The following is a 25149-nucleotide window of genomic DNA, read 5'->3' as shown; positions in this document are numbered from 1 at the left end:
AGTTCTCTAGTTGTCGCGCCTACCACTACTGCTTTGAAACTTAGAAATTGCCCTGGACCCAGCGCTTGAAGCGTTCAAGCACTGGAGCCTTCGGTTCATCGCCATAGCTGTTGTTGCTGCTGTTGCCGGTCAGGGGCAGGTCTTCGGTCTGCTTCTGCAGGCCGTAGGTGAGCAAGCCCACACCGGTGGAATAGATCGGGTTGCGAACCACGTCGCTGAGCCCCCGAACGCTGTGCGGCACGCCCAGGCGTACCGGCATGTGGAAGATTTCCTCGGCCAGTTCCACGGCGCCTTCCATCTTGGCGGTGCCGCCGGTAAGGACGATGCCGGCCGGCACCAGGTCCTCGTAGCCGCTGCGGCGCAGTTCGGCCTGGATCAGGGTAAAGAGCTCGTCGTAACGTGGCTCCACCACCTCGGCCAGGGCCTGGCGCGACAGCTCGCGCGGTGGGCGATCACCCACGCTCGGCACCTTGATGGTCTCGCCGGCGCCAGCCAGTTTGGCCAGGGCGCAGGCGTAGCGGATCTTGATTTCTTCGGCGTACTGGGTCGGGGTACGCAGGGCCATGGCGATGTCGTTGGTCACCTGGTCGCCGGCAATCGGGATCACCGCGGTGTGACGAATCGCGCCCTCGGTGAAGATGGCGATGTCGGTAGTGCCACCACCGATGTCCACCAGGCACACGCCCAGCTCTTTTTCATCGTCGGTCAGTACCGAGTAGGCCGAGGCCAGCTGCTCGAGGATGATGTCGTCGATTTCCAGGCCGCAGCGGCGTACGCATTTCTCGATGTTCTGCGCCGCGTTGACCGCGCAAGTGACCACGTGGACCTTGGCTTCCAGACGCACGCCAGACATGCCCAGCGGCTCGCGCACGCCTTCCTGGTTGTCGATCACGTAATCCTGCGGCAGGGTGTGCAGCACGCGCTGGTCGGCCGGGATGGCCACGGCCTGGGCGGCGTCGAGTACGCGCTCCAGGTCGGCCAGGCTGACCTCGCGGTCGCGGATGGCGACGATGCCGTGGGAGTTCAGGCTGCGAATGTGATTGCCGGCCACGCCGACGAAGGCCGAGTGGATGCGGCAGCCGGCCATCAGCTGCGCTTCTTCCACGGCGCGCTGGATCGACTGCACGGTGGACTCGATGTTCACCACCACGCCTTTTTTCAGGCCGCGGGACGGATGGGTACCGATCCCGACGATTTCCAGGGTGCCGTCCTCGCCCACTTCACCCACCAGCGCCACCACCTTGGAGGTGCCGATGTCCAGCCCGACGATCATTTTGCCGCTATGCGCGTTTGCCATGGTCCTGCCTCTCTCTAATTCTTCGCAACGGCGGGTTGGGCCGTCGTCGGTGCAATCGGTTCCCGCCAACCAACGGCAAGTCCGTTGGAGTAACGCAGATCAATGCGGGCGATAGTGCTGATCTGGTCTTTGAGTGTCTTGTCGTAAATGGCAATGAAACGGCGCATCTTCTCCACCAGATGGTCGCGCCCCAGCAGCAGCTCGATGCCCGGCCCGGCGCTGCTCGCGCCCGTGGTCAGGAACCAGCTGCCTCGCTCGCGCAGCTCCAGGCGAGCGATGGAAAAGCCCAGGGGGCGCAGCATCTGGCTCAATACCTGATACTGCTGCATCACTTGTTGCTGAGCACGCTGCGGCCCGGCCAGCTGCGGCAGGTGCTCGTAGTTGGCCAGTTCGCGCGGGGTGAAAGCCTGACCCTGGTTGTTGAGCAAGGCTTCGTCACCCCAGCGCGCCACCGGCAACTGTTCTTCCAGGCGGATCACCACCTCATCGGGCCACACCCGGCGCACTTCGGCATGGGCAATCCACGGCATCTGCTCGAGCTCTGCGCGCATCGCCGGCAGGTCGACGCTGAAGAAGCTCGCTGCCACGTAGGGCGCGATACGCTGCTGCACCGACTGTTGGCTGATGTAGCTGAGATCGCCCTGCACATCGATCTTGGTGATCGGCCGGTCGGCGTACGGCATCAGGCGAATGGCGCCCTCGTAGGCGCCGAACCCGGCTGCCACCAGGACCACCGGCCACAGCAGACGCTTCAGGCCACCCAAGCTTGGCCGCGGCAGGCGCGCCGATACGGGCTCGTCGGCCACCAGCCGGCTGGCACCACGCGGTACCGGCTTGCTTCGGCCGGTAACGGGTTGCTGCTGACGTATCATCGCGCCTTGCATGGTCGTTAACCTCGCGTCGCCACGCTCTCGGCCAGGATCGCCAGCACCAGTTGCTGGAAGTCCAGGCCGGCCGCGCGGGCCGCCATGGGCACCAGGCTATGGTCGGTCATGCCGGGTGCGGTGTTGACTTCGAGCAGCCAGAACCGGCCCTGCTCGTCCTGCATCACGTCCAGCCGCCCCCAACCTTCGATACCGATGGCATCGCAGGCACGCGCGGTCAGGTCGATCAGTTCCTGTTCCTTGACGCTGTCCAGGCCGCACGGAATGCGATACTGGGTATCGTTGGCGATGTACTTGGCGTCGTAGTCGTAGAACACGTGTGGCGTACCCAGGGCGATCGGCGGCAGCACCTGGCCGCGCAATACCGCGACGGTGAACTCCGGCCCGTGGATCCACTGCTCCACCAGTACCTGGGAATCGTATTTAGCTGCGTCCTGCCAGGCGGCGACCAGTTCCTGGGCGCTGTTCACCTTGGCCATGCCGATGCTGGAACCTTCATGGGCGGGTTTGACGATAAGCGGGAAGCCCAGTTCCGTACTGGCCTGCAAACAATCGCTTTCGCTGGCCAGCACCGCGTGGCGCGGGGTCGGAATGCCCAGGCTCTGCCACACCTGCTTGGTGCGCAGCTTGTCCATGGCCAGTGCCGAGGCAAGGATGCCACTGCCGGTGTAGGGGATACCCAGGCACTCCAACAGGCCCTGCATGCTGCCGTCCTCGCCGCCACGGCCGTGGAGGATGATGAAGGCGCGGTCGATCTTCTCGCTTTGCAGGCGATCGAGCAGGTCGTCACCCACGTCGATGGCGACCACGTCGACACCGGCGGTGGTCAGCGCGTCGATCACTGCGGCACCGGACTTGAGCGACACTTCGCGCTCGGCGCTCTTGCCGCCGTACAGCACTGCGACGCGGCCGAACGCCTTGACATCCAGGGTCGAGTGCAGCTTGTCGTAGGCGCTGGTCATTTCGACTTCTCCTGCTTGGCGCCAGCGAACAGCGGGCTTTTCATCAATTGAGGGGCCAGGCCGCCGACATCACCGGCACCCTGGCAGATCAGGATGTCGCCAGCGCGCAGCAGTGGCTTGACCACTGGCGCCAGGTCGACGCCACGCTCGATGTAGATCGGGTCCAGCTTGCCGCGCTGGCGGATGCTATGGCACAGCTGGCGGCTGTCGGCACCGGGGATCGGCTCTTCTCCGGCCGGGTAGACTTCCATCAGCAGCAGCACGTTGGCATCGCCCAGCACCTGGACGAAATCGTCGTACAGGTCGCGGGTACGGCTGTAGCGGTGCGGCTGGTAGACGATCACCAGGCGACGGCTTGGCCAACCGCCGCGCACGGCCTGGATCACCGCAGCCACTTCGGTCGGGTGGTGGCCGTAGTCGTCGACCAGCATCACGCTGCCGCCTTCGACCGGCAGTTCGCCGTACACCTGGAAGCGGCGGCCAACGCCCTGGAAGCCGGACAGGCCCTGAACGATGGCTTCGTCAGTGATGCCTTCGTCGGTGGCGATGGCAATGGTGGCCAAGGCGTTGAGCACGTTGTGGTTGCCGGGCATGTTCACCGACACCTCCAGCGGCTCGCGGTCGCGGCGCAGCACGGTGAAGTGGGTCTGCATGCCCATCTGGCGCACGTTGATGGCGCGGATGTCGGCCTCGTCGCTGAAGCCATAGGTCACGGTCGGGCGCTTGACCTGTGGCAGGATCTCGCGCACTACCGGGTCATCCAGGCACATCACGGCCAGGCCGTAGAACGGCAGGTTGTGCAGGAACTCGACGAAGGTCTTCTTCAGCTTGTTGAAGTCACCTTCGTAGGTCGCCATGTGGTCGGCGTCGATGTTGGTGACCACGGCAACCATTGGCTGCAAGTGCAGGAAGCTGGCATCGCTCTCGTCCGCTTCGGCAATCAGGTAGCGGCTGGTACCCAGCTGGGCATTGGTGCCGGCAGCGGTCAGGCGCCCACCGATGACGAAGGTCGGGTCCAGGCCGCCTGCGGCGAACACCGAGGCCAGCAGGCTGGTGGTGGTGGTCTTGCCGTGGGTGCCGGCAACGGCCACGCCATGGCGGTAGCGCATCAGCTCGGCGAGCATCTCGGCACGCGGCACCACCGGAATGCGCCGCTCGAGGGCGGTGGCGACTTCCGGGTTGGCCGGGTTGATGGCGCTGGACACCACCAGCACATCGGCGGTGGCGGCGTTCTCGGCGCGGTGGCCGACGAATATCTCGGCGCCGAACGATTCCAGGCGCTCGGTGACCGGCGAGGCCTTCAGGTCGGAGCCGGACACTTCATAGCCCAGGTTCAGCAACACTTCGGCAATGCCGCACATGCCCACGCCGCCGATACCGACGAAGTGGATACGGCGGATACGGCCCATCTTCGGCTGGGGCATGGCTTTCTGGCTCTCAACCATGGGCCACCTCCAGGCAGATATCGACCACGGTGCTGGTTGCGGCAGGTTTGGCCAGGCGCCGTGCGGTGCCTGCCATGACGTTGAGTTTCTCGGGTTGCATCAGCACCTCGTTCAGGCGTTCAGCGAGCTGCGCTGCGCCAGTTGTCGCTTGTGGCATCAGGAAGGCTGCGCCTTCCCGGGCCAGATATTGGGCATTGTGGGTCTGGTGGTCGTCGATCGCATGGGGCAACGGCACCAGCATCGAAGGCAGGCCCGCTGCCGCCAGCTCGCTGACGGTCAGGGCGCCGGCCCGGCACACGACAATGTCGGCCCAGCCATAGGCCTGGGCCATGTCCTTGATGAAGGGCTCTACCTGAGCTTCGACGCCCGCCTCGCGATAACGCTCGGCGGTGACCGGCGCATGTTGCTTGCCGGCTTGGTGGAATACCTCTGGCCGCAGCGCAGCGGGCACTTCGGACAGGGCCTTAGGCAACAATTTGTTCAATGGTTCCGAACCCAGGCTGCCGCCCATCACCAGCAGTCGCGCACGGCGCTCGGCCAGGGGCGCGCGCAGGGTATCCATGAACAATTCCGGGCGCACCGGGTTACCGGTGGTGCGCAGTTTGTCGCTGGCGGCGAAGGTGGCCGGGAAGGCTTCGCACACACGCGCAGCCAGCGGCAACAGCAGGCGGTTGGTGGTACCGGCGCGGGCGTTCTGCTCGTGGATCACCAGCGGTACACCGCACAGGCGTGCGGCCACGCCGCCGGGGCCGGTCACATAGCCACCGAAGCCGACCACGCATACCGGCTTGAGCTCACGCACGATACGCCGCGCCTGCAGTACGGCCTTGACCAGGGTGAACGGCGCCTTGAGCAAAGACAGCTTGCTCTTGCCGCGCAGGCCGCTGACCTGGATCAGGTGCAGCGGCAGGCCGGCCTGGGGCACCAGTTCGTTCTCGATACCACGCGGAGTGCCCAGCCAGTGCACGCTGTAACCGCGCGCCTGGAATTCACGGGCGCAGGCCAGGGCCGGGAACACGTGGCCCCCGGTACCGCCCGCCATGATCAGTACGTTCTTGCCGTCAGCGGCCATGATTGGTCTCCTCGGCAAAATCGCTTTCGCTGAATTCGTGTTCCTCACTGCCCAGGTGCGTGCGGCTTTCCCACTCGATTCGCAGCAACAGGCCCACGCAGGCACAGCAAATCACCAGCGAGCTGCCCCCGTAGCTGAGGAACGGCAGGGTCAGGCCCTTGGTCGGCAGCAGGCCGACGTTCACACCGATGTTGATCAGGAACTGGCCGATCCAGAGGAAGGCCAGGCCGAAGGCAACATAAGCGGCAAAGAACTGCTTGGCTTTTTCGGCCCACAGGCCGATGTACAGGGCACGCACAGTCACGAATACGAACAGCGCGATAGTCAGCAGCGAGCCGACCACGCCGAGTTCTTCGGCCAGTACCGAAAACACGAAGTCGGTGTGCGCTTCAGGCAGGTAGAACTGCTTCTGCACGCTGTTGCCAAGGCCAACGCCCAGCCACTCGCCACGGCCGAAGGCAATCAGCGCCTGGGTCAGCTGGTAGCCCGAGCCGAACTGGTCGGACCACGGGTCGGTAAAGGTAATCAGGCGCGCCATCCGGTAAGGCTGCGCCTGTACCAGGACGAACACCGCGACCACCGCCAGCACCACCATCAGGCTGAAGCGGAACAGCCCCACGCCGCCGAGGAACAGCATGGCCGCCGCCGCGCCCATCATTACCACGGTGGCACCGAAGTCCGGCTCCATCAGCAGCAGGGCGGCCATGGGCAGCAGCACGATGAACGGCTTGAAGAAGCCCATCCAGGTTTCGCGTACCTCGGTCTGCCGGCGCACCAGGTAGCCGGCCAGGTAGATGACCACGAACACCTTGGCGATTTCCGAAGGCTGCACGTTGAAGAAGCTGAAGCCGATCCAGCGCATGGACCCGTTCACTTCGCGGCCGATACCCGGTACCAGCACCAGTACCAACAGGCCGAAGGCACCCAGCAACATCAGGAAGCCCATGCGCTGCCAGGTGGCGATCGGCACCAGCATGGTGGCGCCACAGGCGACCAGGCCGAGGAACACGTACACCAGGTGGCGGAACATGTGGTAAAGAGGGTTGCCCGACTGCACCGCAGCCACCTCCGAAGACGCCGAGGTGATCATCACCAGGCCCAGGCCCAGCAATGCCAGGCAGCCAGCGAGCATCGCGAAGTCCAGATCGATGCCACGGCCGCTGATCAGCGGCGACGGATAGGGCTTGAGGATGCCAAAGATCATGCAAGGCCTCCCGCTGCCTGGGCGAACAGGCGCCCGCGTTCTTCGAAGTTCTTGAACATGTCGAGGCTGGCGCACGCCGGCGACAGCAGTACTGCATCACCCGCCTGGGCCAGTTCGGCGCATTGCTGCACGGCGTCGTCGAGGGTCTTGACGCGGACCAGTTGCACGCCATCGCCCAGGGCTTCGGCCAGGCGCTCGGCATCACGGCCGAGCAGCACCACGGCGCGACAGAAGCGCTTGACCGGTTCGCGCAGCGCGGCGAAGTCGGCGCCCTTGCCATCGCCACCGGCGATCAGCACCAGCTTGCCTTCGATGTCGGCACCCAGGCCTTCGATGGCGGCCAGGGCAGCACCGACGTTGGTGGCCTTGGAATCGTCGTACCAGTTCACACCATTGCGCTCGCGCACCCACTGGCAACGGTGGGCCAGGCCGCCGAACTCGCGCAGCGCCTCGAGCATCGGCTCGAACGCCAGGCCGGCAGCATGCCCCAGAGCCAGCGCCGCCAAGGCGTTGCTCTGGTTGTGGGCACCGCGAATCTTCAGCTCACGTGCAGGCATCAGCGTCTCGAACTCGAACGCCAGGTATTTCTCGCCGTCCACTTCGCGCAGGCCGAAGGCCTTGAAGTCCGGCTGATTCAGGCCGAAGGTCCAGCATGGGCGGCCTTCCACCGGCAGCGGTCGGCTCAGGGCGTCCTGGCGGTTGACCACGACCTGGCGGGCACCACGGAAGATCCGGTGCTTGGCCAGGTGGTAGGCCGGCAGGCCGCTGTAGCGGTCCATGTGGTCTTCGCTGATGTTCAGCACGGTAGCCACTTCGGCGTTGAGCTGGTCGGTGGTTTCCAGCTGGAAGCTGGACAGTTCCAGCACGTACAGCTCGACGTCATCGGCCAGCAGGTCCAGCGCCGGGGTACCGAGGTTGCCGCCCACCGCTACGCGCTTGCCAGCCTTGGCGGCCATTTCGCCGACCAGGGTGGTTACCGTGCTCTTGGCGTTGGAGCCGCTGATGGCGATGATCGGGGCCTTGGCGTTGCGGGCGAACAGTTCGATGTCACCGGACAGCTTCACGCCACGTGCGGCCGCCTGCTGCAAGGCCGGGGTGGCCAGGGCCAGGCCAGGGCTGACGTACAGCTCGTTGGCGCGGCACAGGAAGTCCACGTCCAGTTCACCACAGCGCACTTCCACCTGCGGGTAATCACGGCGCAGGGTGTCCAGTTCCGGCGGTTGCTCGCGGGTGTCGGCGACCGCAAAGGCAATGCCCCGGCTCGCCAGGAAGCGAACCAGGGACATGCCGCTCTTGCCGAGGCCGACAACGATGCGGAATTGGTCGGAAGCGATCAGGGACACGCTCATCTACCTCAGTTTCAGGGTGGCAAGGCCGACCAGCACCAGGATCACGGTGATGATCCAGAAGCGGACGATCACCCGTGGCTCTGGCCAGCCCTTGAGTTCAAAGTGGTGGTGGATAGGCGCCATGCGGAACACGCGCTTGCCGGTCAGCTTGAAGGAGGCAACCTGGATCACCACCGACAGGGTTTCCATGACAAACACGCCACCCATGATGAACAGCACGATTTCCTGGCGGACGATCACGGCGATGGTGCCCAGCGCGGCGCCCAGGGCCAGCGCGCCGACGTCACCCATGAATACCTGCGCCGGGTAGGTGTTGAACCACAGGAAGCCCAGCCCGGCACCGATCAGCGCGCCGCAGAACACGATCAGCTCGCCCGAACCTGGCACATAAGGGATCAGCAGGTATTCGGCGAACTTCACGTTGCCCGACAGGTAGCAGAAGATGCCCAGGGCGCCGCCGACCATCACCGTCGGCATGATCGCCAGGCCGTCGAGGCCGTCGGTGAGGTTGACCGCGTTGCTCGAACCGACAATGACGAAGTAGGTCAGCACGACGAAGCCGATGCCCAGCGGAATGGTGACATCCTTGATGAACGGCAGGATCAGCGTGGTTTCGACGCTGGTCGGCGCGGTCTTGTACAGGAAGATGGCTGCAGCCAGGCCGAACACCGACTGCCAGAAGTACTTCCAGCGGCTTGGAAGGCCGCGCGAATTCTTTTCGATCACCTTGCGGTAGTCATCGACCCAGCCGATGGCACCGAATGCCAGGGTAACGATCAGCACCACCCACACGTAGCGGTTGGTCAGGTCGGCCCACAGCAGGGTGCTGACGGCAATGGCGGACAGGATCAGCGCCCCACCCATGGTCGGGGTGCCGGACTTGGACAGGTGCGATTGCGGGCCATCGTTACGTACGGCCTGGCCGATCTGGCGGATTTGCAGGGTACGGATCATCCACGGCCCCAGCCACAGCGCCAGGGACAACGCGGTCAGCACACCCAGAATCCCGCGCAGGGACAGGTACTGGAAGACCGCGAAGCCTTTGTGGAACTGTTGCAGATACTCGGCCAACAGCAGCAGCATTAATGTTTCTCCCCGCTGGCACCGCACAATGCCGCCACGACGTTTTCCATCGCAGCGCTGCGCGAGCCCTTGATCAAGATAGTGGTGTCGCTGGCATTCTCGGCGCCAACCGCGTCGATAAGCTCAGCTTGAGTAGCGAAATGGCGACCATTGGCGCCGAACGCCTTGACCGCGTATGTCATGTTGGAACCCACTGCATACAGGGCGTCGACCTTGCCACGCGCGTAGTCACCCACCTGACGGTGGCCTTCTTCCGCCCATTGCCCCAGTTCGCCGATATCTCCAAGCACCAGGACGGTGCGTCCGGAAAAGCCGGCGAGTATATCAATGGCCGCGCACATGGAGGTGGGATTTGCGTTGTAACTGTCGTCGATCACACGCACGCCGTTCGGCGCGATCTGCGCCACGGTACGGCCCTTGACCGGCTGCACGGCAGCCAGGCCGGCAGCGATGCCGCTCAGGGTCAGACCAACGGCATGGGCAGCAGCGGCGGCAGCAAGGGCGTTGCTGACGTTGTGCTCACCAAGCACATTGAGCTGCACGTCTACCACTCCACCAGCGCCATGCAGCTTGAACGACGGGCAACCACGCGCATCGCGACCGATGTCGCTGGCATGGAAATCGGCCTTTGCATTGCTGCGGGCGAAGCTGAAGACCTTGTGCGTGCCGGCGCGTGCCTTCCAGATATCAAAGGCCTTGTCGTCCAGGTTGAGGATGGCGATACCACCCTCGCCCAGGCCTTCGAGGATCTCGCCCTTGGCTTCGACGATCTTTTCCGGGCCGCCGAACTCGCCAACATGGGCGGTACCGGCGTTGTTGATGATGACCACCTGGGGCTGGGTCAGGCCGACGGTGTAGCGGATCTCGCCAATGCGCGAGGCACCCAGCTCGATCACCGCGGCGCTGTGCTCGGGGGCGATCTCCAGCAGGGTCAGCGGCGCACCGAGGTCGTTGTTCAGGTTGCCGCGGGTGGCGTGCACAAGGCCACGGGTGCGCAGAATGCTGGCGAGCATTTCCTTGACCGTGGTCTTGCCGCTGGAACCGGTGATGGCCACCACCGGCTTGTCGAAGGCAGCACGGTTCAGCGCGCCAAGCTGGCCGAGGGCCAGGCGGCAATCGGCGACCAGCAACTGCGGCAGGTCGACATCGGCCACTTCACGCTCGACCAGGGCCGCGACAGCGCCCTTGGCCTTAACGTCGGCAAGGTAGTCGTGGCCATCGAAGCGCGGGCCGGCCAGGGCGACGAACAGTTGCCCGGCGCCAACGCTGCGGCTGTCGATACTGACGCCAGTGAAGGTGGCATCGGCACCGACTTGTTGACCACCCAGCGTTCTGGTCAGCTGGCTGAGTGACATCGGCTTAAGCATGTGGAGCCTCCCAGGCTGCAAGTGCCTTTTCGGCCTCGGTCAAATCGGAGAAGTCATGGCGCTCGCCATTGATCTCCTGGTAATCCTCGTGCCCCTTGCCGGCCAGCACGATCACATCATTGGCAGCGGCAGTGGCGATCAGGTGTGCGATGGCTTCGCCACGACCGGCAACGAACTCGACCTCGGCAGGCCTGGCGAAACCGGGACGGATGTCATCGAAAATGCGCAGCGGGTCTTCGGTACGAGGGTTGTCGTCGGTGACCAGCACGCGATCGGCCAGGCGCTCGGCCACTTCGGCCATCAGCGGGCGCTTGCCGCGATCTCGGTCGCCGCCGCAGCCGAACAGGCAAAGCAGCTTGCCGTGCGCGTGCGGGCGCAGGGCTTCGAGCACTTTCTCCAGGGCGTCCGGAGTATGCGCGTAGTCGACCACCACCAGCGGCTTGTCGCCCCCACCCAGGCGCTGCATGCGGCCGATCGGCCCCTGCAGCTGCGGGGTGACCTTCAGGATTTCGTCCAGCGCATAGTCCAGCGCCAACAGGGTCGCCACGGCGGCGAGCATGTTGCTCAGGTTGAAGCGGCCCAACAACTGGCTGCGCAGGGTACGTTCGCCCTGGGCGGTGACCAGGGTGGCCCGCACGCCATCGTCATTGAACACGGCTTCACGACAGTACAGCGAGGCCTCCGAGTTCTCCAGGCTGTAGCTGAGCAACCGGGTCTCGATATGGTCGACACTCGGGCGGCGGGCAAAATCGGCGGCCAGGCGGCGGCCGAAATCGTCATCCAGGTTGACCACCTGGCAGCGCAGGCTCGGCCAGGCGAACAGCTTGGCCTTGGCGGCCTCGTAGGCCTCCATGCTGCCGTGGTAGTCCAGGTGGTCGCGGGACAGGTTGGTCATGACCGCGATGTCGAATTCCAGCGCGGCGACCCGGCCCTGCTCCAGGGCATGGGAGGAAACCTCCATGGCCACGGCCTTGGCGCCACCTTTCTTGAGGTCGTTGAGGGTCGACTGCACGGCGATCGGGTCGGGCGTGGTCAGGCGGCCACTCTGCAGCTCACCATAGAAGCCGGTACCCAGGGTGCCGATCAGGCCGCAACGCTGGCCAAGCAAGTCCAGCGCCTGGGCCACCAGCTGGGTAACGCTGGTCTTGCCGTTGGTACCGGTCACACCCACCAGATTCAGCTGGCGGCTCGGTTCGCCATAGAAGCGACCTGCGATATCCGAAAGCTGGGCGATCAGGCCCTTGACCGGGATGAGCGGCACATCGGTGATCGGCAGGACCCTGGCGCCCTGCTCTTCGTAGGCCACGGCGGCGGCACCACGGGCCAGGGCATCGGCGATATGCTCGCGGCCATCGACCTTGGTGCCCGGCACGGCCAGGAACAGATCACCCGGGCGCACATTGCGGCTGTCCAGGGTCAGTTCACGGATCAGCGGGTCACGGCTGGCGTGAGCGAAAAGCTTGCTCAATGGCATTGTCATCATCCACGCCCTCCCTTGGCTGTTGCTGCTGCATTGACTTGCGATTGTTCGACGGGTGCTGGTGGCGGCAGGTTGTCTGGCGGCACGTTCATCAGGCGCAGGGTGCCGGACATGACCTTGCTGAACACCGGCGCCGAAACCAGGCCACCGAAGTAGCCGCCCTTGCCTGGTTCGTCGATGACCACGACGATGGCGTAGCGCGGGTCGCTCATCGGCCCGAAGCCGGCGAACAGCGAGCGGTAGGCGTTTTCGGTGTAGCCCTTGGAGCCCACGGTGGCTTTACGCGCGGTACCGGACTTGCCGGCCACGTGGTAGAACGGCACCTGGGCGCGGAACACGCCACGTGGCGCTTCAATCACCTGTTGCAGCATGCCCTGGACGGTTTCGGCGGTTTCCTTCGGAATGGCCTGCACGGCTTCCGGGGCCTTGTCGACCTTGAGGATCGACAACGGCACCATCTTGCCGTCGTTGGCCAGCGCCGCGTAGGCATGCACCAGCTGCAGGGCGGTCACCGACACGCCATAGCCATAGGACAGGGTCGCGGTCTCGGCCTTGCGCCACTCGCGGTGGTTGGGCAGGTTGCCGACGCGCTCGCCGGGGAAGCCAAGGCCGGTGTACTGGCCCAGGCCGACCTGGGACATGACCCGGTAGATGGCCTCGCCGCCGATGTCGAAGGCGATCTTGCTCATGCCCACGTTACTGGAGTTGATCAGGATACCGGTCAGGTCGAGGATCGGCCCCTCGCTCCGGGACACGTCCTTGATGGTGTAGCGTCCGATCTGCAGGCTGCCCGGATACACCTCGACCTTGTCGGTCGGCTTCCAGCGGCCACTTTCCAGCGCCGCGCTCATGGAGATCGGCTTGACCGTGGAGCCCGGCTCGAACACGTCGATGATCGCGCGGTTACGCATGGCGGCCGGGAACATGCTGCGGCGGTTGTTGGGGTTGTAGGTCGGCTGGTTGACCATGGCCAGGACCTCACCGGTCTTGACGTCCATGATCACCAGGCTACCGGCCTTGGCGTCCTGTTCGGCAATGGCGTTGCGCAGCTCGCGGGTGGCCAGGTACTGCAGGCGCAGGTCTATCGACAACGCCAAGGTCTTCCCGGCCTTGGCGTTCTTGGTTACCTGGATGTCCTTGATCAGCCGACCGCGCCGGTCCTTGATCACCTGCCGCTTGCCGGGTACGCCGGCCAGCCACTCGTCATAGGCCAGCTCCACTCCTTCGCGACCGTGATCGTCGAGGTCGGTGAAGCCGACCATGTGCGCGGTGACATCACCGGCCGGGTAGAAGCGACGGAACTCTTCCAGGCCGTAAACGCCCGGCACCTTCAGGTCGAGTACATGCTGGCCCTGCTCCGGGGTCAGGCCGCGAACCAGGTAGATGAACTCCTTGTTGGCCTGCTGGGTCAGGCGCTCGGCCAACTGCTGCGGGTTCTGCCCCAGTGCTGCGGCCAGCTGTGGCCAGCGGTCTTTGGAGGCCTGCATTTCCTTTGGGTTGGCCCACAAGGTGGTGACCGGGGTACTGACTGCCAGCGGTTCACCATTACGGTCGGTGATCAGCCCGCGGTGAGCCGGAATAGGGATGTGACGCAGACTGCGCGCATCGCCCTGGCCCTTGAGGAAGTCACGGTCGACCACCTGCAGGTCGATGATGCGCCAGCAGATGGCACCGACCATCAGCGCCAGCAAGCCGATCACCACGCGGAAGCGCCATGGGTAGAGTGCGCCTTCGAGCTTCATCATGGCGCCACCATCCGTACTTCGTCAGCCGAAGGTACGCGCATCTTCAGTTGCTCGGAGGCCAGGTTTTCGATGCGGCTGGCGGCGGTCCAGGTGCTTTGCTCGAGGATCAGCCGGCCCCACTCGGCCTGGGCCTTGTCGCGCTCGTTCAACTCGCCGTAAAGGGTGTTGAGCAACTGACGGTTCCAGTGCGCGCTGTAGGATACGGCGATGGCCGAAATCAGCACGGCAACGAACAGCAGAAGCATCAGGAAGCTTCCGCCTGGCAAGGGTTTGGCAAACAGCCTGCTCACCGCAGCTTCTCCGCCACCCGCATCACGGCGCTGCGCGCCCGCGGATTGGCTTTGAGCTCAGCTTCGGAGGCGAACTGGGCCTTGCCGATGAGCTTGATTTTCGGCTCGAAGGCCTTGTGCTGAACCGGCAGGTTGCGTGGCAGGTTGTCGGCCTCGCCCTTGACCAGCTTGCGCATGAACAGCTTGACGATACGGTCTTCCAGCGAGTGGAAACTGATGACTGCCAGGCGGCCACCCACTTCCAGCGCATTGATCGCGGCCTCGAGGCCTGCCTCCAGATCACCGAGTTCGTTGTTGACGTGGATGCGCAGCCCCTGGAAGGCGCGGGTCGCTGGGCTCTTGCCCTTCTCCCATGCCGGGTTGGCCACCTTCAGCACCTCGGCGAGGTCGCTGGTGCGGGTGAACGGTTGCTGTTCACGGCGCTGCACCACGGCGCGGGCCATGCGCTTGGCGAAACGCTCTTCGCCGTATTCCTTGAACACGCGGGCGATTTCTTCTTCAGGTGCAGTGGCGATGAACTCGGCGGCGCTGATGCCCTGATCCGGGTTCATGCGCATGTCCAGCGGGCCATCATTGAGGAAGCTGAAGCCACGCTCGGGGTCATCCAGCTGCGGCGAGGAAACGCCCAGGTCCAGCAATACGCCGCTGACCTTGCCATCCAGGCCGCGCTCAGCCACTTCCGAGCCCAGCTCGGCAAAGCTGCGCTGCACAATGACAAAGCGGCCGTCTTCGGCCGCCAGCGCTTGCCCCGTGGCAATCGCCTGTGGATCTTTGTCGAAACCCAGCAGCCGCCCTTGCGGCCCGAGTTTGCTGAGAATCAGCCGGCTGTGCCCGCCACGGCCGAAAGTGCCGTCCAGATAGCAACCGTCGGCGCGCAGGGCCAATGCCTCGACAGCTTCGTCGAGCAGGACGGTAATGTGGTTGAAGCCGCTATCTATGGTCACAGGATCAGGTCACGCAATTCGTCGGGCATGGCGCCCGGTTGTTGAATAGCTGCAAGGTCGGCTGCCGAAACCGCGTTCCAGGCATCTTCATCCCACAGCTGGAATTTGTTCAGTTGCCCCACCAGCATCGCCTTCTTGTCGAGCTTGGCGTACTCACGCAGACGGGGCGGCACCAGGAAACGCCCGCTGCCATCGAGCTCCAGGTCAACCGCATTACCGATCAGCAAACGCTGCAGGCGGCGGTTTTCCTCACGCAACGATGGCAAGGCACGCAACTTGGCTTCTATCTGTTCCCACTCATCGAGGGGATAAACACACAAGCAGGGGTCAACGGCGTCGATGGTCACGATCAGCTGACCATTGCAACGCGAATCGAGCTCGTCACGGTACCGGCTCGGCATGGCGAGACGGCCCTTGGCATCGAGGCTGACGGCGTTGGCTCCGCGGAACACGGCTGCGATTCCCCACAATGTTAGCTTTTTTGTGCCAGAAAACCCACTTCATCCCACTTTCTGCCACTTGCGCACACTATAGGAATCCGCCCGCAGCACCGTCAAGGCACGTTCGGAAGGAAAAGCCTTACAGGACCGAGATTTAGCGCAATAAAGGAATGCGGAAGGACTACCGAGGGGAAAAAAACACGAGAAAAATCAAACCCACGCAAGCGGATGGAGTTCAAAGTTAAAGTGATTTATTAAGAGTAAGATTTTTTCGGTATTACCAGAGGGCATCTGCTATCGAATAAAGCAGGGAGGGAAAGGTGGAGAGTCGATCTGTAAGCCGGGTTTTGTCGAGGACAGTCATTCCTCTACGACGGCCATCGCTGGACGCCTCTAGCAACCTACCCGGTTCCGACGCGGGCCACGCCTGATGGAACCCTATTTGGTCTTGCTCCGAGTGGGGTTTACCTAGCCACGAACTGTTGCCAGCCGTGCGGTGCGCTCTTACCGCACCTTTTCACCCTTACCGGCACCGAAGTGCTTAGGCGGTTATTTTCTGTGGCACTTTCCGTAGGCTCGCGCCTCCCAGGCGTTACCTGGCACTCTGCCCTATGGAGCCCGGACTTTCCTCCCCCTGCTGTTGCGGAACAAAAGCAGGCAGCGACTGTCCGATCGACTCTCCGCCGCCAAGATTAACGGCACGCGCGCCCGAGAACAAGCAATACCGACATCTATATCAATTTGCCACTACTCGGCTTTCTGCTTTTCCAGAGCAAGTTGATAGAGCAGGTTCTTGCGCACCCCGGTAATTTCCGCAGCCAGCGCCGCTGCCCGCTTGAGCGGCAACTCGGCCAGCAGCAGGTCGAGTACCCGCTGCGCTTCGGCACTGATTGCCTGCTCGCCCTCCGGCGCACTCCAGCCACCGACCAGCACCACGCACTCACCACGCTGCTGATTGCTGTCACCGGCAACGAACGCGCGCAGCTCGGCCAGGGGCAGGCCCTTGAGGGTCTCGAAGGTCTTGGTCAGCTCGCGCGCCAAAAGCGCCGGGCGCTCTCCACCGAACACCGCCTCCATGTCCTCGAGGCATTCCAGAATACGGTGCGGGGCCTCATAGAAGATCAGCGTGCGCGGCTCTTCCTTTACTTGCTCCAGGCGCGCCCGGCGCCCCGCTGCCTTGGCCGGCAGGAAGCCTTCGAAGATGAAGCGGTCCGAAGGCAGGCCGGCCGCCGACAGCGCGGCGATCAGAGCGCAGGCGCCCGGCACCGGCACCACGTTCACACCCGCAGCCCGCGCCTGGCGAACCAGGTGGTACCCCGGGTCGGAAATCAGCGGCGTGCCGGCATCGGAGACCAACGCCACATTTTCGCCCGCCAGCAACTTGGTGAGAAAACGACCGCCCTCATCACGCTCGTTGTGCTCATGGCAGGCTGCCAGCGGCGTGTCGATGCCGAAGTGCTGCAACAGGCGGATCGAGTGACGAGTATCTTCCGCCGCGATCAGGGCCACGTCCGCCAGCACCTTCAGCGCCCGGGCACTCATGTCGTCGAGGTTGCCGATGGGGGTTGCGACCACATACAGCGTCCCCACGGTGGATTTCGAAGCCCCTGCCACATCAGTCACTGCGCACACCTGTCGTTCGGATCAAAGGCGCCATTGTAGCCCGAGCGCCTGCAACAGGGCGCAAAGAACTTCGCCGACGACCGATGGCAGGCCACCTATAGTGAAGGATCGACACGGCAACATCGCGCCCCGGCCAGCGCTTGGGTACAATTGCCGGCCAACTTGATCGAGTAACAGGACCTTTACATGATCGCTTGCCTGCGGCTGTTCACAGCCCTCTGCCTTGCCGCCCTGCTGGCAGCCTGCGCCAGCTCGCCCTCATCCAGCCTGGGCGAGCTGCCGCGCACCCCGGACGCCAGCATCGAGCAACTGCTCGAAAAGGCGGCGTCCAGCAAGTCCGCGGAAGACGCCGCGCTGCTGCGCCTGAGCGCAGCCGACCTGGCCTACAAGCAGAAGGACTTCCCACGCGCCGCACGCATTCTCGAGCTGGTGCCGCTGGAAACGCTCAAGCCGGCCCAGCAAGTGTTCGCCAGCACCCTCGGTGCCGAGCTGGCCATGAGCCGCAACCAGCCCAAGGCTGCACTGACCGCCCTGGCCCACCCCAGCCTGCAGCGCGTCGCCGAACTGCCGGAAGACCTACAAGCACGCACCTACAGCGTGCACGCGGCCGCCCTCGAAGCCGATGGCCAGACCCTGGCCGCCGCGCAACAGCGCGTGCTGCTGGCTCCGCTGCTCAGCGGCCAGGCCGCCAGCGCCAACAATGACGCCATCTGGGCCTTGGTCGCCTCGCTGCCGGCAGAGCAATTGCAGCAGCCTGGCAACGACCAGACCCTGGCCGGCTGGACCAGCCTGGCCTTCGCGGTAAAAAGTGCCGGCACCCTGGAGCAGCAGCAAGCGGCTATCGACGCCTGGGTCAAACAGCACCCTGACCACCCGGCCGCCCAGCAACTGCCGCTGGCACTGACCAAGCTCAAGGAACTGGCCAGCCAGGCGCTGACCAAGATTGCCCTGCTGCTGCCCCAGGAAGGCCCACTGGCTGGTGTTGCCCGCGCCCTGCGTGACGGCTTCATGGCTGCGCACTTCCAGGCTCAGCAAGCCGGCCAGCAGGCGCCAGCCGTGCAGGTATTCGACAGTTCGCGCATCGGCTCGCTCGACGACTTCTATCGCCAGGCACAGGCCGCAGGCGTACAGCTGGTCATCGGCCCGCTGGAGAAACCGCTGGTCAAGCAACTGGCTGCCAAGCCACAACTACCGATCACCACCCTGGCCCTGAATTACGCCGACGCCGGCCAGAAGGCGCCGCCGCAACTGTTCCAGTTCGGCCTGGCTGCCGAAGACGAAGCCCGTGAAGTGGCCCGCCGCGCCCGCGCCGATGGCATGGTCCGCGCCGTGGCCCTGGTGCCGAGCGGCGAATGGGGCGACCGCGTGCTTGCCGCCTTCCGCCAGGACTGGGAAGGCAACGGTGGCACCCTGCTCGCCGCCGAGCGCATCGCCCAGCCGGTTGCACTGGCACAGCAGATTGCCGACCTGTTCCAGCTGCGCCAGAGCGAAGGCCGCGCCAAGAGCTTGCAGAGCACGGTAGGCGGCAGCATCGCCGCACAGCCGTCGCGCCGCCAGGACATCGACTTCATCTTCCTCGCCTCGACCCCGCAACAGGCGCAGCAGATCAAGCCGACCCTGAACTTCCAATACGCCGGTGACGTACCGGTCTACGCCACCTCCAACCTGTACAGTGCCAGTGGTGACGTCAACCAGTACAAAGACATGAACGGTATCCGCTTCTGCGAAACCCCGTGGCTGCTCGATACCAGCAACAGCCTGCGCCAGCAGGTCGTGCAGCAGTGGCCGCAAGCCGCCGGCAGCCTGGGCCGCTTGTATGCCATGGGCGTCGACGCTTACAGCCTGGCGCCGCGCCTGGGCCAGCTGAAAGCGCTGCCGGACAATCGCGTACTGGGCCTTTCGGGCAGCCTGAGCATGAACGCCAACCAGCGTGTCGAGCGCCAGCTGCCTTGGGCCGAGTTCGTCGGCGGCCAGGTCCAGCGCCTGCCTGATACCGCTCGCTGATGGCAGCAGCGTCGCCTACCAGCGCCGGCCAGGCAGCGGAAACCCAGGCCCTTGAGTACCTTCAAGGGCAGGGCCTGCAACTGCTGGCGCGCAACTGGCGATGCAAAGGCGGTGAGCTTGATCTGGTCATGCTCGACGCCGATACAGTAGTATTCGTCGAAGTCCGCTACCGGTTGCACGCCGGCTTCGGTGGCGCCCTCGGCAGTATCGACGGGCGCAAGCAGAAACGGTTGGTGCTTGCCGCCAGCCTGTTCTTGCAGAAGGAGCCCCACTGGGGCAACCACCCTTGCCGCTTCGACGTAGTCGCCCTGCAGGGCAGCCACCATGCAGGCAGACCGCTTCAATGGCTGAAAAACGCCTTCGAATGCTGAACCCACTCCGTTTTTTTGCTCTATGTTTCGCGGGCTGGTCGTTGTTGCGCGTAGCAAAGGCCACCGCCCCACTTAAGGTCACCAGATGGACATGCAATCCCGAATTCGCCGGCTGTTCCAGGCCAGCATCGATACCAAGCAACAGGCAATGGACATCCTGGCACCGCACATCGAGCAGGCCAGCCTGGTCATGGTCAATGCACTGCTCAACGAGGGCAAGATGCTCGCCTGCGGCAACGGCGGCTCGGCTGGCGATGCCCAGCACTTTTCCTCGGAGCTGCTCAACCGCTTCGAGCGCGAACGCCCGAGCCTGCCGGCCATTGCGCTGACCACCGACAGCTCCACCCTGACCTCGATCGCCAATGACTACAGCTACAACGAAGTCTTTTCCAAGCAGATCCGCGCGCTGGGCCAGCCCGGTGACGTTCTGCTGGCGATCTCTACCAGCGGCAACTCGGCCAACGTGATCCAGGCGATCCAGGCCGCACATGACCGTGAAATGATTGTCGTAGCATTGACTGGTCGCGACGGCGGCGGCATGGCTTCGTTGCTGCTGCCCGAAGACGTGGAAATCCGCGTGCCTTCGACGGTTACCGCGCGTATCCAGGAAGTCCACCTGCTGGCGATCCACTGCCTGTGTGATCTGATCGACAGCCAACTGTTCGGGAGTGAAGAATGACCCCTATGCGCCTCGGCCTTATGGCCCTGACCCTGTGCCTGAGCGTCACTGGTTGCAGCTCGGTACTGACCTCTACCCGCAATTCGCCGATCGAGGACGATCGCGGCACTCGCACCATCGGCAGCAAGATCGACGACTCGCTGATCGAAACCAAGGCCTCGGTCAACATCGCCAAAGCCAGCCCTGACCTGGACAAAGGTTCGCACATCGTTGTCAGCAGCTACAACGGCATCGTTCTGCTGGCCGGCCAGACCCCGCGCGCCGACCTCAAGAGCCTTGCCGAGCAGACTGCCAGCCAGGTACAGCGGGTCAAGAAAGTGCACAACGAGCTGCAGGTAATGCAGCCCTCCTCCATCCTGGCCCGCAACAACGACGCCTGGCTGACTACCAAGATCAAAGCCCAGATGCTGACCGACAATGCCGTGCCAAGCTCGCGTATCAAGGTGATTACCGAGAACGGCATCGTCTACCTGCTCGGCCTGGTGACCCAGCAGGAGGCCAACTCGGCCACGGCCGTGGTACAGGGCGTGTCGGGTGTGCAGAAGATCGTCAAGCTGTTCGAGTACATCGACTGATTCACTGATTGCCTGCGTCGGCCTCTTCGCGGGTAAACCCGCCCCCACAGGGATCTCACAGCTTTCAAGGCTTGTTGTATTCCTGTGTGGGAGCGGCTTTACCCGCGAAAAGGCCAGCACAGGCGACAACACTGCCCCACCTTTCAGAAATCCAGGAAACACCGCATGAAAAAGCTTCTGCTGCCCGCCCTGCTGTTCGGCACTTTCGCCACCTTGGCCGGCTGCTCCACCCCAAGCCTGATCACCCTCAACGATGGCCGTGAAATCCAGGCCGTCGACGCACCGAAGTTCGACCGCGACGCCGGCTTCTACGAGTTCCAGCAACTCGACGGCAAGCGTACCCGCATCAACAAGGATCAGGTACGCACCATCAGCGACCTGTAAGCCAGGGTTGGCAGCAACAAAAAAGGCGATCCGGTTGGATCGCCTTTTTTGTTACTTGACCACTTTCAGGCTTGGTCGACCAGTCGGGCGTGGCGGCTGGCCACCACCTTCTGGCGGGCCATTGTCGTCCGGCTGCACATCATCATCTTCCGGCTCATCGTCATCCATCACGGGCGGCTCCAGTTCGAAGACCATACCTTGGCCATTTTCGCGGGCGTAGATACCCAGAATGGCGCCAACCGGCACGAACAGCGAGTGAGCCACGCCACCGAAGCGGCCCTCGAAGCTGACCGCGTCGTTGTCCATGTGCAGGCTGCGCACGGCGCTTGGCGAGATGTTCAACACGATCTGGCCATCACTGGCGAAACCGTCCGGCACCTGTACCTTTGGGAATTCGGCATTGACCAGCATATGGGGCGTGCAATCGTTGTCGACGATCCACTCGTACAGTGCTCGAACCAGATAGGGGCGACTGGAGTTCATCAACGGCTCCTTAAAGCTTGCGCATTTCACGTTCTACGGAGGACAGGCTCGCCTGGAAAGGCTCGCGGGCGAACTGCCGCTCCATGTAATCCAGCAGCGGCTTGGCTTGCCGCGGCAGCTCGATGCCCAACACTGGCAACCGCCAGAGTATGGGCAATAGACAACAATCGACCAGGCTTTGCTCCTCACTCATGAAGCAGGCGAATTCGCCGAACAACGGCGAAACCCCGGTCAGGCTCTCACGCAATTCCTTGCGCGCTTCGGCTCGGGCAGCCTCGCTGCTGCGCGAGTCGAGCACGGTATCGGCCAGGGAGCACCAGTCACGCTGGATGCGATGCATCAGCAAGCGGCTGTTGCCCCGCGCAACCGGGTACACCGGCATCAGCGGCGGATGCGGATAACGCTCCTCGAGGTATTCCATCACCACGGTCGATTCATACAGCGCCAGGTCACGGTCGACCAGGGTCGGCACGCTGCCGTAAGGGTTCACCTCGGCCAGCTTGGGCGGCAGGCGGCTGGGGTCGACATCGATGACCTGCACGCTGATACCCTTCTCGGCCAGCACAAGGCGTACCCGATGAGAATAGTGATCAGCGGGGTCGGAATAGCAGGCTAACCTGTTGGTTGCGCCCATGTAGCGCCTCCTCGCACGGGATGCTTGTGAAACTGTAAATGAAAACGCGCCCGTGGTGACCTGGCAGATCTGCCAGGCCACCACGGGCGCGTTCAACAACCAGAAACTACTGCGTGATCAGTGCACGTCCTTCCAGTATTCACGCTTGAGCAAGTAGGCGAATACGAAGAAGAAAGCCAGATACAGCAACACGTAGGTACCGATGCGCTGGCTTTCCAGTTTGACCGGGTTGGCCGAATAGGCCAGGAAGGTCACCAGGTTCTTGACCTTCTCGTCGAACTGCTCGGTCGTCAGGGTACCGGAATTCGGTGTAATGGTCAGCTGGTCGCACGCTTCATGGGTGATCGGGGTGCCGGTCAATGGGTCGAATTGCTTCTTGCCATCGGCCACGGTCTGCACCTGTTTGCAGCCGATGTGCTGGTTGCCCTGCAGGCCAACCAGTACGTTGGGCATGCCGACGTTCGGGAACACCTTGTTGTTTACCCCATAAGGCCGCGACGGGTCCTCATAGAAACTGCGCAGGTATGTGTACAGCCAGTCGGTGCCACGCACCCGGGCTACCAGGGTCAGGTCGGGTGGTGCAGCGCCGAACCAGGTCTTGGCGTCACTGGGTTTCATGCCGATTTGCATGTGGTCACCGATCTTGGCACCGGTGAACACCAGCTTCTCGAGCATCAGCTCGTGGGGGATGCCCAAGTCATCAGCCACCCGCTCGTAACGCTGGAACTTGGCACTGTGGCAGCCCATGCAATAGTTGGCAAAAGTACGCGCACCGTCCTGCATGGCGGCCTTGTCGGTCAGGTCGATGTCGACCTTGTCCAGCTCCAGGCCCGTTTCGGCCGCAAAGGAAAAGGCAGGCATCACTGCCAGCAAAAATACTGCAATCAACTTTTTCATCAGCCAGTCACCCTTTCCGGAACCGGTTTGGTCTTCTCGAGCCTTGTGTAGAACGGCATAAGCAGGAAGTAGGCGAAGTACAACACCGTGCACACCTGCGAAAGCAAGGTACGCCCAGGTGTCGGTGCCAGTACGCCCAGCACGCCGAGGATGACGAAGGCCACGCAGAACACCAGCAGGAAGAGCTTGCTGATCCAGCCCTTGTAGCGCATGGAACGCACCGGGCTGCGGTCGAGCCAGGGCAGTACGAACAGCACGGCAATGGCCGCACCCATGGCGATGACGCCCATCAGCTTGTCAGGCACCGCACGCAGGATCGCGTAAAACGGTGTGAAGTACCACACAGGCGCAATGTGCTCCGGGGTCTTGAAGGCGTTGGCCTGCTCGAAGTTAGGCTTCTCCAGGAAGTAGCCGCCCATTTCCGGGAAGAAGAACACCACGGCGCAGAACACGAACAGGAATACCACCACGCCGACAATGTCCTTGACGGTGTAGTACGGGTGGAACGGGATGCCATCCAGCGGGATACCGTTTTCGTCCTTTTTCTTCTTGATGTCGACGCCATCGGGGTTGTTCGAACCCACTTCGTGCAGGGCGAGGATGTGCAGCACCACCAGGCCGAGAATCACGATCGGCAGGGCGACCACGTGCAGGGCGAAGAAGCGGTTCAGGGTGATGCCCGAGATCAGGTAGTCACCGCGAATCCACTGGGTGAGGTCGCCACCGATCACCGGAATGGCGCCGAACAGCGAGATGATCACCTGGGCTCCCCAGTACGACATCTGGCCCCACGGCAGCAGGTAGCCCATGAAGGCTTCGGCCATCAGCGCCAGGTAGATCAGCATGCCGAACAGCCACACCAGTTCACGCGGCTTCTGGTAGGAGCCGTAGAGCAGGCCGCGGAACATGTGCAGGTAGACCACGATGAAGAACGCAGATGCACCGGTGGAGTGCAGGTAGCGCAGGATCCAGCCGTATTCCACGTCACGCATGATGTACTCGACCGAGGCGAACGCCTCTTCCGCCGAGGGCGTGAAGCTCATGGTCAGCCAAACACCAGTGACGATCTGATTGACCAGCACCAGCAGCGCCAGGGAGCCGAAGAAGTAGAGGAAGTTGAAGTTCTTGGGCGCGTAATACTTGCTCAGGTGGTCTTCCCACATCTTGGTGGCGGGGAAGCGAGCATCAATCCAGTCCATGAACTTGCTCATCATGCGTTCTCCTGGTCAACGCCGATGACGACGATCTCGTCCGACTCGTAAGAGTGCGGTGGCACGGGCAGGTTGAGAGGCGCCGGCTGCGACTTGTAGACACGGCCGGCCAGATCATAGTGGGAGCCGTGACACGGGCAGAAATAGCCACCGACCCATTTCGGGCCAAGATCGGCAGGTGCGACTTCCGGGCGGAAGGTGGGCGAGCAACCCAGGTGTGTGCACAGGCCGACGAGAATGAGGATTTCCGGCTTGATCGAACGAACCTGCGGATCGACGTAGGTGGGCTGTACCGAGGCCTTGGACTCGGGGTCAGCCAGGTCGCCAACGACCTTTTTCAGGTTACCGAGGATCTCGTCCGTTCGCCGCACGATGAACACCGGCTGGCCACGCCACTCGGCCACCATCTGCTGCCCGGCCTCGACCTTGGCGATATTGACCTTCACCGGTGCACCCGCGGCTTTCGCCTTGGCACTGGGAAACCATGACCCCACGAACGGTACCGCAGCCCCCACTGCCCCCGCTGCCCCGACTACAGATGTCGCGGCTACGAGGAAGCGGCGCCGGCCTGCGTTGACGCCGTCATTGCTCATTCAGTCCTCTCCCATCAGCTTGCTTGGCCTGTTGAACCAGACCCTGTACTTAGGTTGTGTCAGTGGCGCTAAAAATTGGTCGCCATGGTAAGAAACAAATCCACACACTGACAAGGTGAATACCCCAGCCATG

General features: G+C 63.5%; 25 protein-coding genes and 1 other RNA gene. 5 read left to right on the top strand and 21 right to left on the bottom strand.

The window, feature by feature from the left end; genetic code table 11:
- Positions 1-40: 40 nt before the first annotated feature.
- The 16 genes from ftsA to rsmI all read right to left on the bottom strand — a co-directional run bounded on the left by ftsA (position 41) and on the right by rsmI (position 17185).
- On the bottom strand, positions 41-1297 hold the full coding sequence (ftsA, locus tag IRZ77_RS10265; RefSeq protein WP_015271706.1) for a cell division protein FtsA: 1257 nt from the start codon (positions 1295-1297) through the stop codon (positions 41-43).
- Positions 1298-1311: 14 nt separating this feature from the next.
- Positions 1312-2181: a cell division protein FtsQ/DivIB gene (locus IRZ77_RS10260; RefSeq protein ID WP_046616529.1), complete on the bottom strand. Its 870-nt coding sequence runs from the start codon at positions 2179-2181 to the stop codon at positions 1312-1314.
- 5 nt (positions 2182-2186) lie between these two features.
- Positions 2187-3143 (bottom strand): D-alanine--D-alanine ligase, encoded by a 957-nt coding sequence (locus tag IRZ77_RS10255; protein WP_023661967.1) that lies wholly within the window; start codon positions 3141-3143, stop codon positions 2187-2189.
- On the bottom strand, positions 3140-4588 hold the full coding sequence (murC, locus tag IRZ77_RS10250) for a UDP-N-acetylmuramate--L-alanine ligase (protein WP_046616527.1): 1449 nt from the start codon (positions 4586-4588) through the stop codon (positions 3140-3142). Before murC ends, IRZ77_RS10255 begins: the two co-directional genes overlap by 4 nt.
- Positions 4581-5660: an undecaprenyldiphospho-muramoylpentapeptide beta-N-acetylglucosaminyltransferase gene (gene murG, locus IRZ77_RS10245; RefSeq protein ID WP_046616525.1), complete on the bottom strand. Its 1080-nt coding sequence runs from the start codon at positions 5658-5660 to the stop codon at positions 4581-4583. Before murG ends, murC begins: the two co-directional genes overlap by 8 nt.
- Entirely contained in the window at positions 5650-6864 is a 1215-nt protein-coding gene (ftsW, locus tag IRZ77_RS10240; protein WP_046616524.1) for a putative lipid II flippase FtsW, read from the bottom strand. Before ftsW ends, murG begins: the two co-directional genes overlap by 11 nt.
- Positions 6861-8207, bottom strand: a complete 1347-nt coding sequence (gene murD / locus IRZ77_RS10235; protein ID WP_046616555.1) for a UDP-N-acetylmuramoyl-L-alanine--D-glutamate ligase — start codon at positions 8205-8207, stop codon at positions 6861-6863. Before murD ends, ftsW begins: the two co-directional genes overlap by 4 nt.
- 6 nt (positions 8208-8213) lie before the next feature.
- Positions 8214-9296 (bottom strand): phospho-N-acetylmuramoyl-pentapeptide-transferase, encoded by a 1083-nt coding sequence (gene mraY / locus IRZ77_RS10230; protein ID WP_025340548.1) that lies wholly within the window; start codon positions 9294-9296, stop codon positions 8214-8216.
- Entirely contained in the window at positions 9296-10663 is a 1368-nt protein-coding gene (locus tag IRZ77_RS10225) for a UDP-N-acetylmuramoyl-tripeptide--D-alanyl-D-alanine ligase (RefSeq protein ID WP_085601203.1), read from the bottom strand. The genes mraY and IRZ77_RS10225 overlap by 1 nt, the downstream gene beginning before the upstream one ends.
- Positions 10656-12143, bottom strand: coding sequence for a UDP-N-acetylmuramoyl-L-alanyl-D-glutamate--2,6-diaminopimelate ligase (gene murE / locus IRZ77_RS10220; RefSeq protein ID WP_108480668.1), 1488 nt, complete (start codon positions 12141-12143; stop codon positions 10656-10658). Before murE ends, IRZ77_RS10225 begins: the two co-directional genes overlap by 8 nt.
- On the bottom strand, positions 12143-13885 hold the full coding sequence (locus tag IRZ77_RS10215; RefSeq protein WP_161797638.1) for a peptidoglycan D,D-transpeptidase FtsI family protein: 1743 nt from the start codon (positions 13883-13885) through the stop codon (positions 12143-12145). Before IRZ77_RS10215 ends, murE begins: the two co-directional genes overlap by 1 nt.
- Positions 13885-14178 carry a cell division protein FtsL gene (gene ftsL / locus IRZ77_RS10210; RefSeq protein ID WP_025340552.1) on the bottom strand — a complete coding sequence of 98 codons (294 nt, stop codon included), beginning with the start codon at positions 14176-14178 and terminating at the stop codon, positions 13885-13887. The genes IRZ77_RS10215 and ftsL overlap by 1 nt, the downstream gene beginning before the upstream one ends.
- Entirely contained in the window at positions 14175-15122 is a 948-nt protein-coding gene (rsmH, locus tag IRZ77_RS10205; RefSeq protein WP_408003934.1) for a 16S rRNA (cytosine(1402)-N(4))-methyltransferase RsmH, read from the bottom strand. Before rsmH ends, ftsL begins: the two co-directional genes overlap by 4 nt.
- Positions 15119-15574, bottom strand: a complete 456-nt coding sequence (gene mraZ, locus IRZ77_RS10200; RefSeq protein ID WP_004575120.1) for a division/cell wall cluster transcriptional repressor MraZ — start codon at positions 15572-15574, stop codon at positions 15119-15121. The genes rsmH and mraZ overlap by 4 nt, the downstream gene beginning before the upstream one ends.
- A gap of 308 nt (positions 15575-15882) precedes the next feature.
- Positions 15883-16242, bottom strand: an RNA gene (rnpB, locus tag IRZ77_RS10195) — RNase P RNA component class A.
- 67 nt (positions 16243-16309) lie between these two features.
- Positions 16310-17185, bottom strand: a complete 876-nt coding sequence (gene rsmI, locus IRZ77_RS10190) for a 16S rRNA (cytidine(1402)-2'-O)-methyltransferase (RefSeq protein ID WP_043935900.1) — start codon at positions 17183-17185, stop codon at positions 16310-16312.
- A 186-nt stretch (positions 17186-17371) separates the two neighbouring features.
- On the opposite strand from rsmI, the gene IRZ77_RS10185 reads away from it, so the two are divergent.
- The 5 genes from IRZ77_RS10185 (at position 17372) to IRZ77_RS10165 (ending at position 21198) form a co-directional block, all read left to right on the top strand.
- Positions 17372-19189, top strand: coding sequence for a penicillin-binding protein activator (locus IRZ77_RS10185; protein ID WP_196173463.1), 1818 nt, complete (start codon positions 17372-17374; stop codon positions 19187-19189).
- Positions 19189-19560, top strand: coding sequence for a YraN family protein (locus IRZ77_RS10180; protein WP_013974121.1), 372 nt, complete (start codon positions 19189-19191; stop codon positions 19558-19560). Before IRZ77_RS10185 ends, IRZ77_RS10180 begins: the two co-directional genes overlap by 1 nt.
- Before the next feature lie 85 nt (positions 19561-19645).
- Positions 19646-20239: a phosphoheptose isomerase gene (locus IRZ77_RS10175; protein WP_012274070.1), complete on the top strand. Its 594-nt coding sequence runs from the start codon at positions 19646-19648 to the stop codon at positions 20237-20239.
- Positions 20236-20814 carry a BON domain-containing protein gene (locus tag IRZ77_RS10170; protein WP_063913315.1) on the top strand — a complete coding sequence of 193 codons (579 nt, stop codon included), beginning with the start codon at positions 20236-20238 and terminating at the stop codon, positions 20812-20814. Before IRZ77_RS10175 ends, IRZ77_RS10170 begins: the two co-directional genes overlap by 4 nt.
- 165 nt (positions 20815-20979) lie before the next feature.
- On the top strand, positions 20980-21198 hold the full coding sequence (locus IRZ77_RS10165; protein WP_046616516.1) for a YgdI/YgdR family lipoprotein: 219 nt from the start codon (positions 20980-20982) through the stop codon (positions 21196-21198).
- 51 nt (positions 21199-21249) lie between these two features.
- On the opposite strand, the gene IRZ77_RS10160 is transcribed toward IRZ77_RS10165, so the two are convergent.
- From IRZ77_RS10160 to petA, 5 genes are all read right to left on the bottom strand, one after another.
- Positions 21250-21681, bottom strand: coding sequence for a ClpXP protease specificity-enhancing factor (locus IRZ77_RS10160; RefSeq protein ID WP_046616515.1), 432 nt, complete (start codon positions 21679-21681; stop codon positions 21250-21252).
- Positions 21682-21691: 10 nt separating this feature from the next.
- Positions 21692-22315, bottom strand: a complete 624-nt coding sequence (locus tag IRZ77_RS10155) for a glutathione S-transferase N-terminal domain-containing protein (protein WP_085601202.1) — start codon at positions 22313-22315, stop codon at positions 21692-21694.
- 117 nt (positions 22316-22432) lie between these two features.
- Entirely contained in the window at positions 22433-23212 is a 780-nt protein-coding gene (locus IRZ77_RS10150; RefSeq protein ID WP_046616512.1) for a cytochrome c1, read from the bottom strand.
- Positions 23212-24423 (bottom strand): cytochrome b, encoded by a 1212-nt coding sequence (locus IRZ77_RS10145; protein WP_025340560.1) that lies wholly within the window; start codon positions 24421-24423, stop codon positions 23212-23214. The genes IRZ77_RS10150 and IRZ77_RS10145 overlap by 1 nt, the downstream gene beginning before the upstream one ends.
- Positions 24423-25016: a ubiquinol-cytochrome c reductase iron-sulfur subunit gene (gene petA, locus IRZ77_RS10140; RefSeq protein ID WP_015271723.1), complete on the bottom strand. Its 594-nt coding sequence runs from the start codon at positions 25014-25016 to the stop codon at positions 24423-24425. Before petA ends, IRZ77_RS10145 begins: the two co-directional genes overlap by 1 nt.
- Between the last annotated feature and the right edge of the window lie 133 nt (positions 25017-25149).

This window comes from Pseudomonas pudica (assembly GCF_015680405.1).
Taxonomy (GTDB): domain Bacteria; phylum Pseudomonadota; class Gammaproteobacteria; order Pseudomonadales; family Pseudomonadaceae; genus Aquipseudomonas; species Aquipseudomonas pudica.
This window is presented reverse-complemented; position numbering and strand designations above follow the sequence as displayed.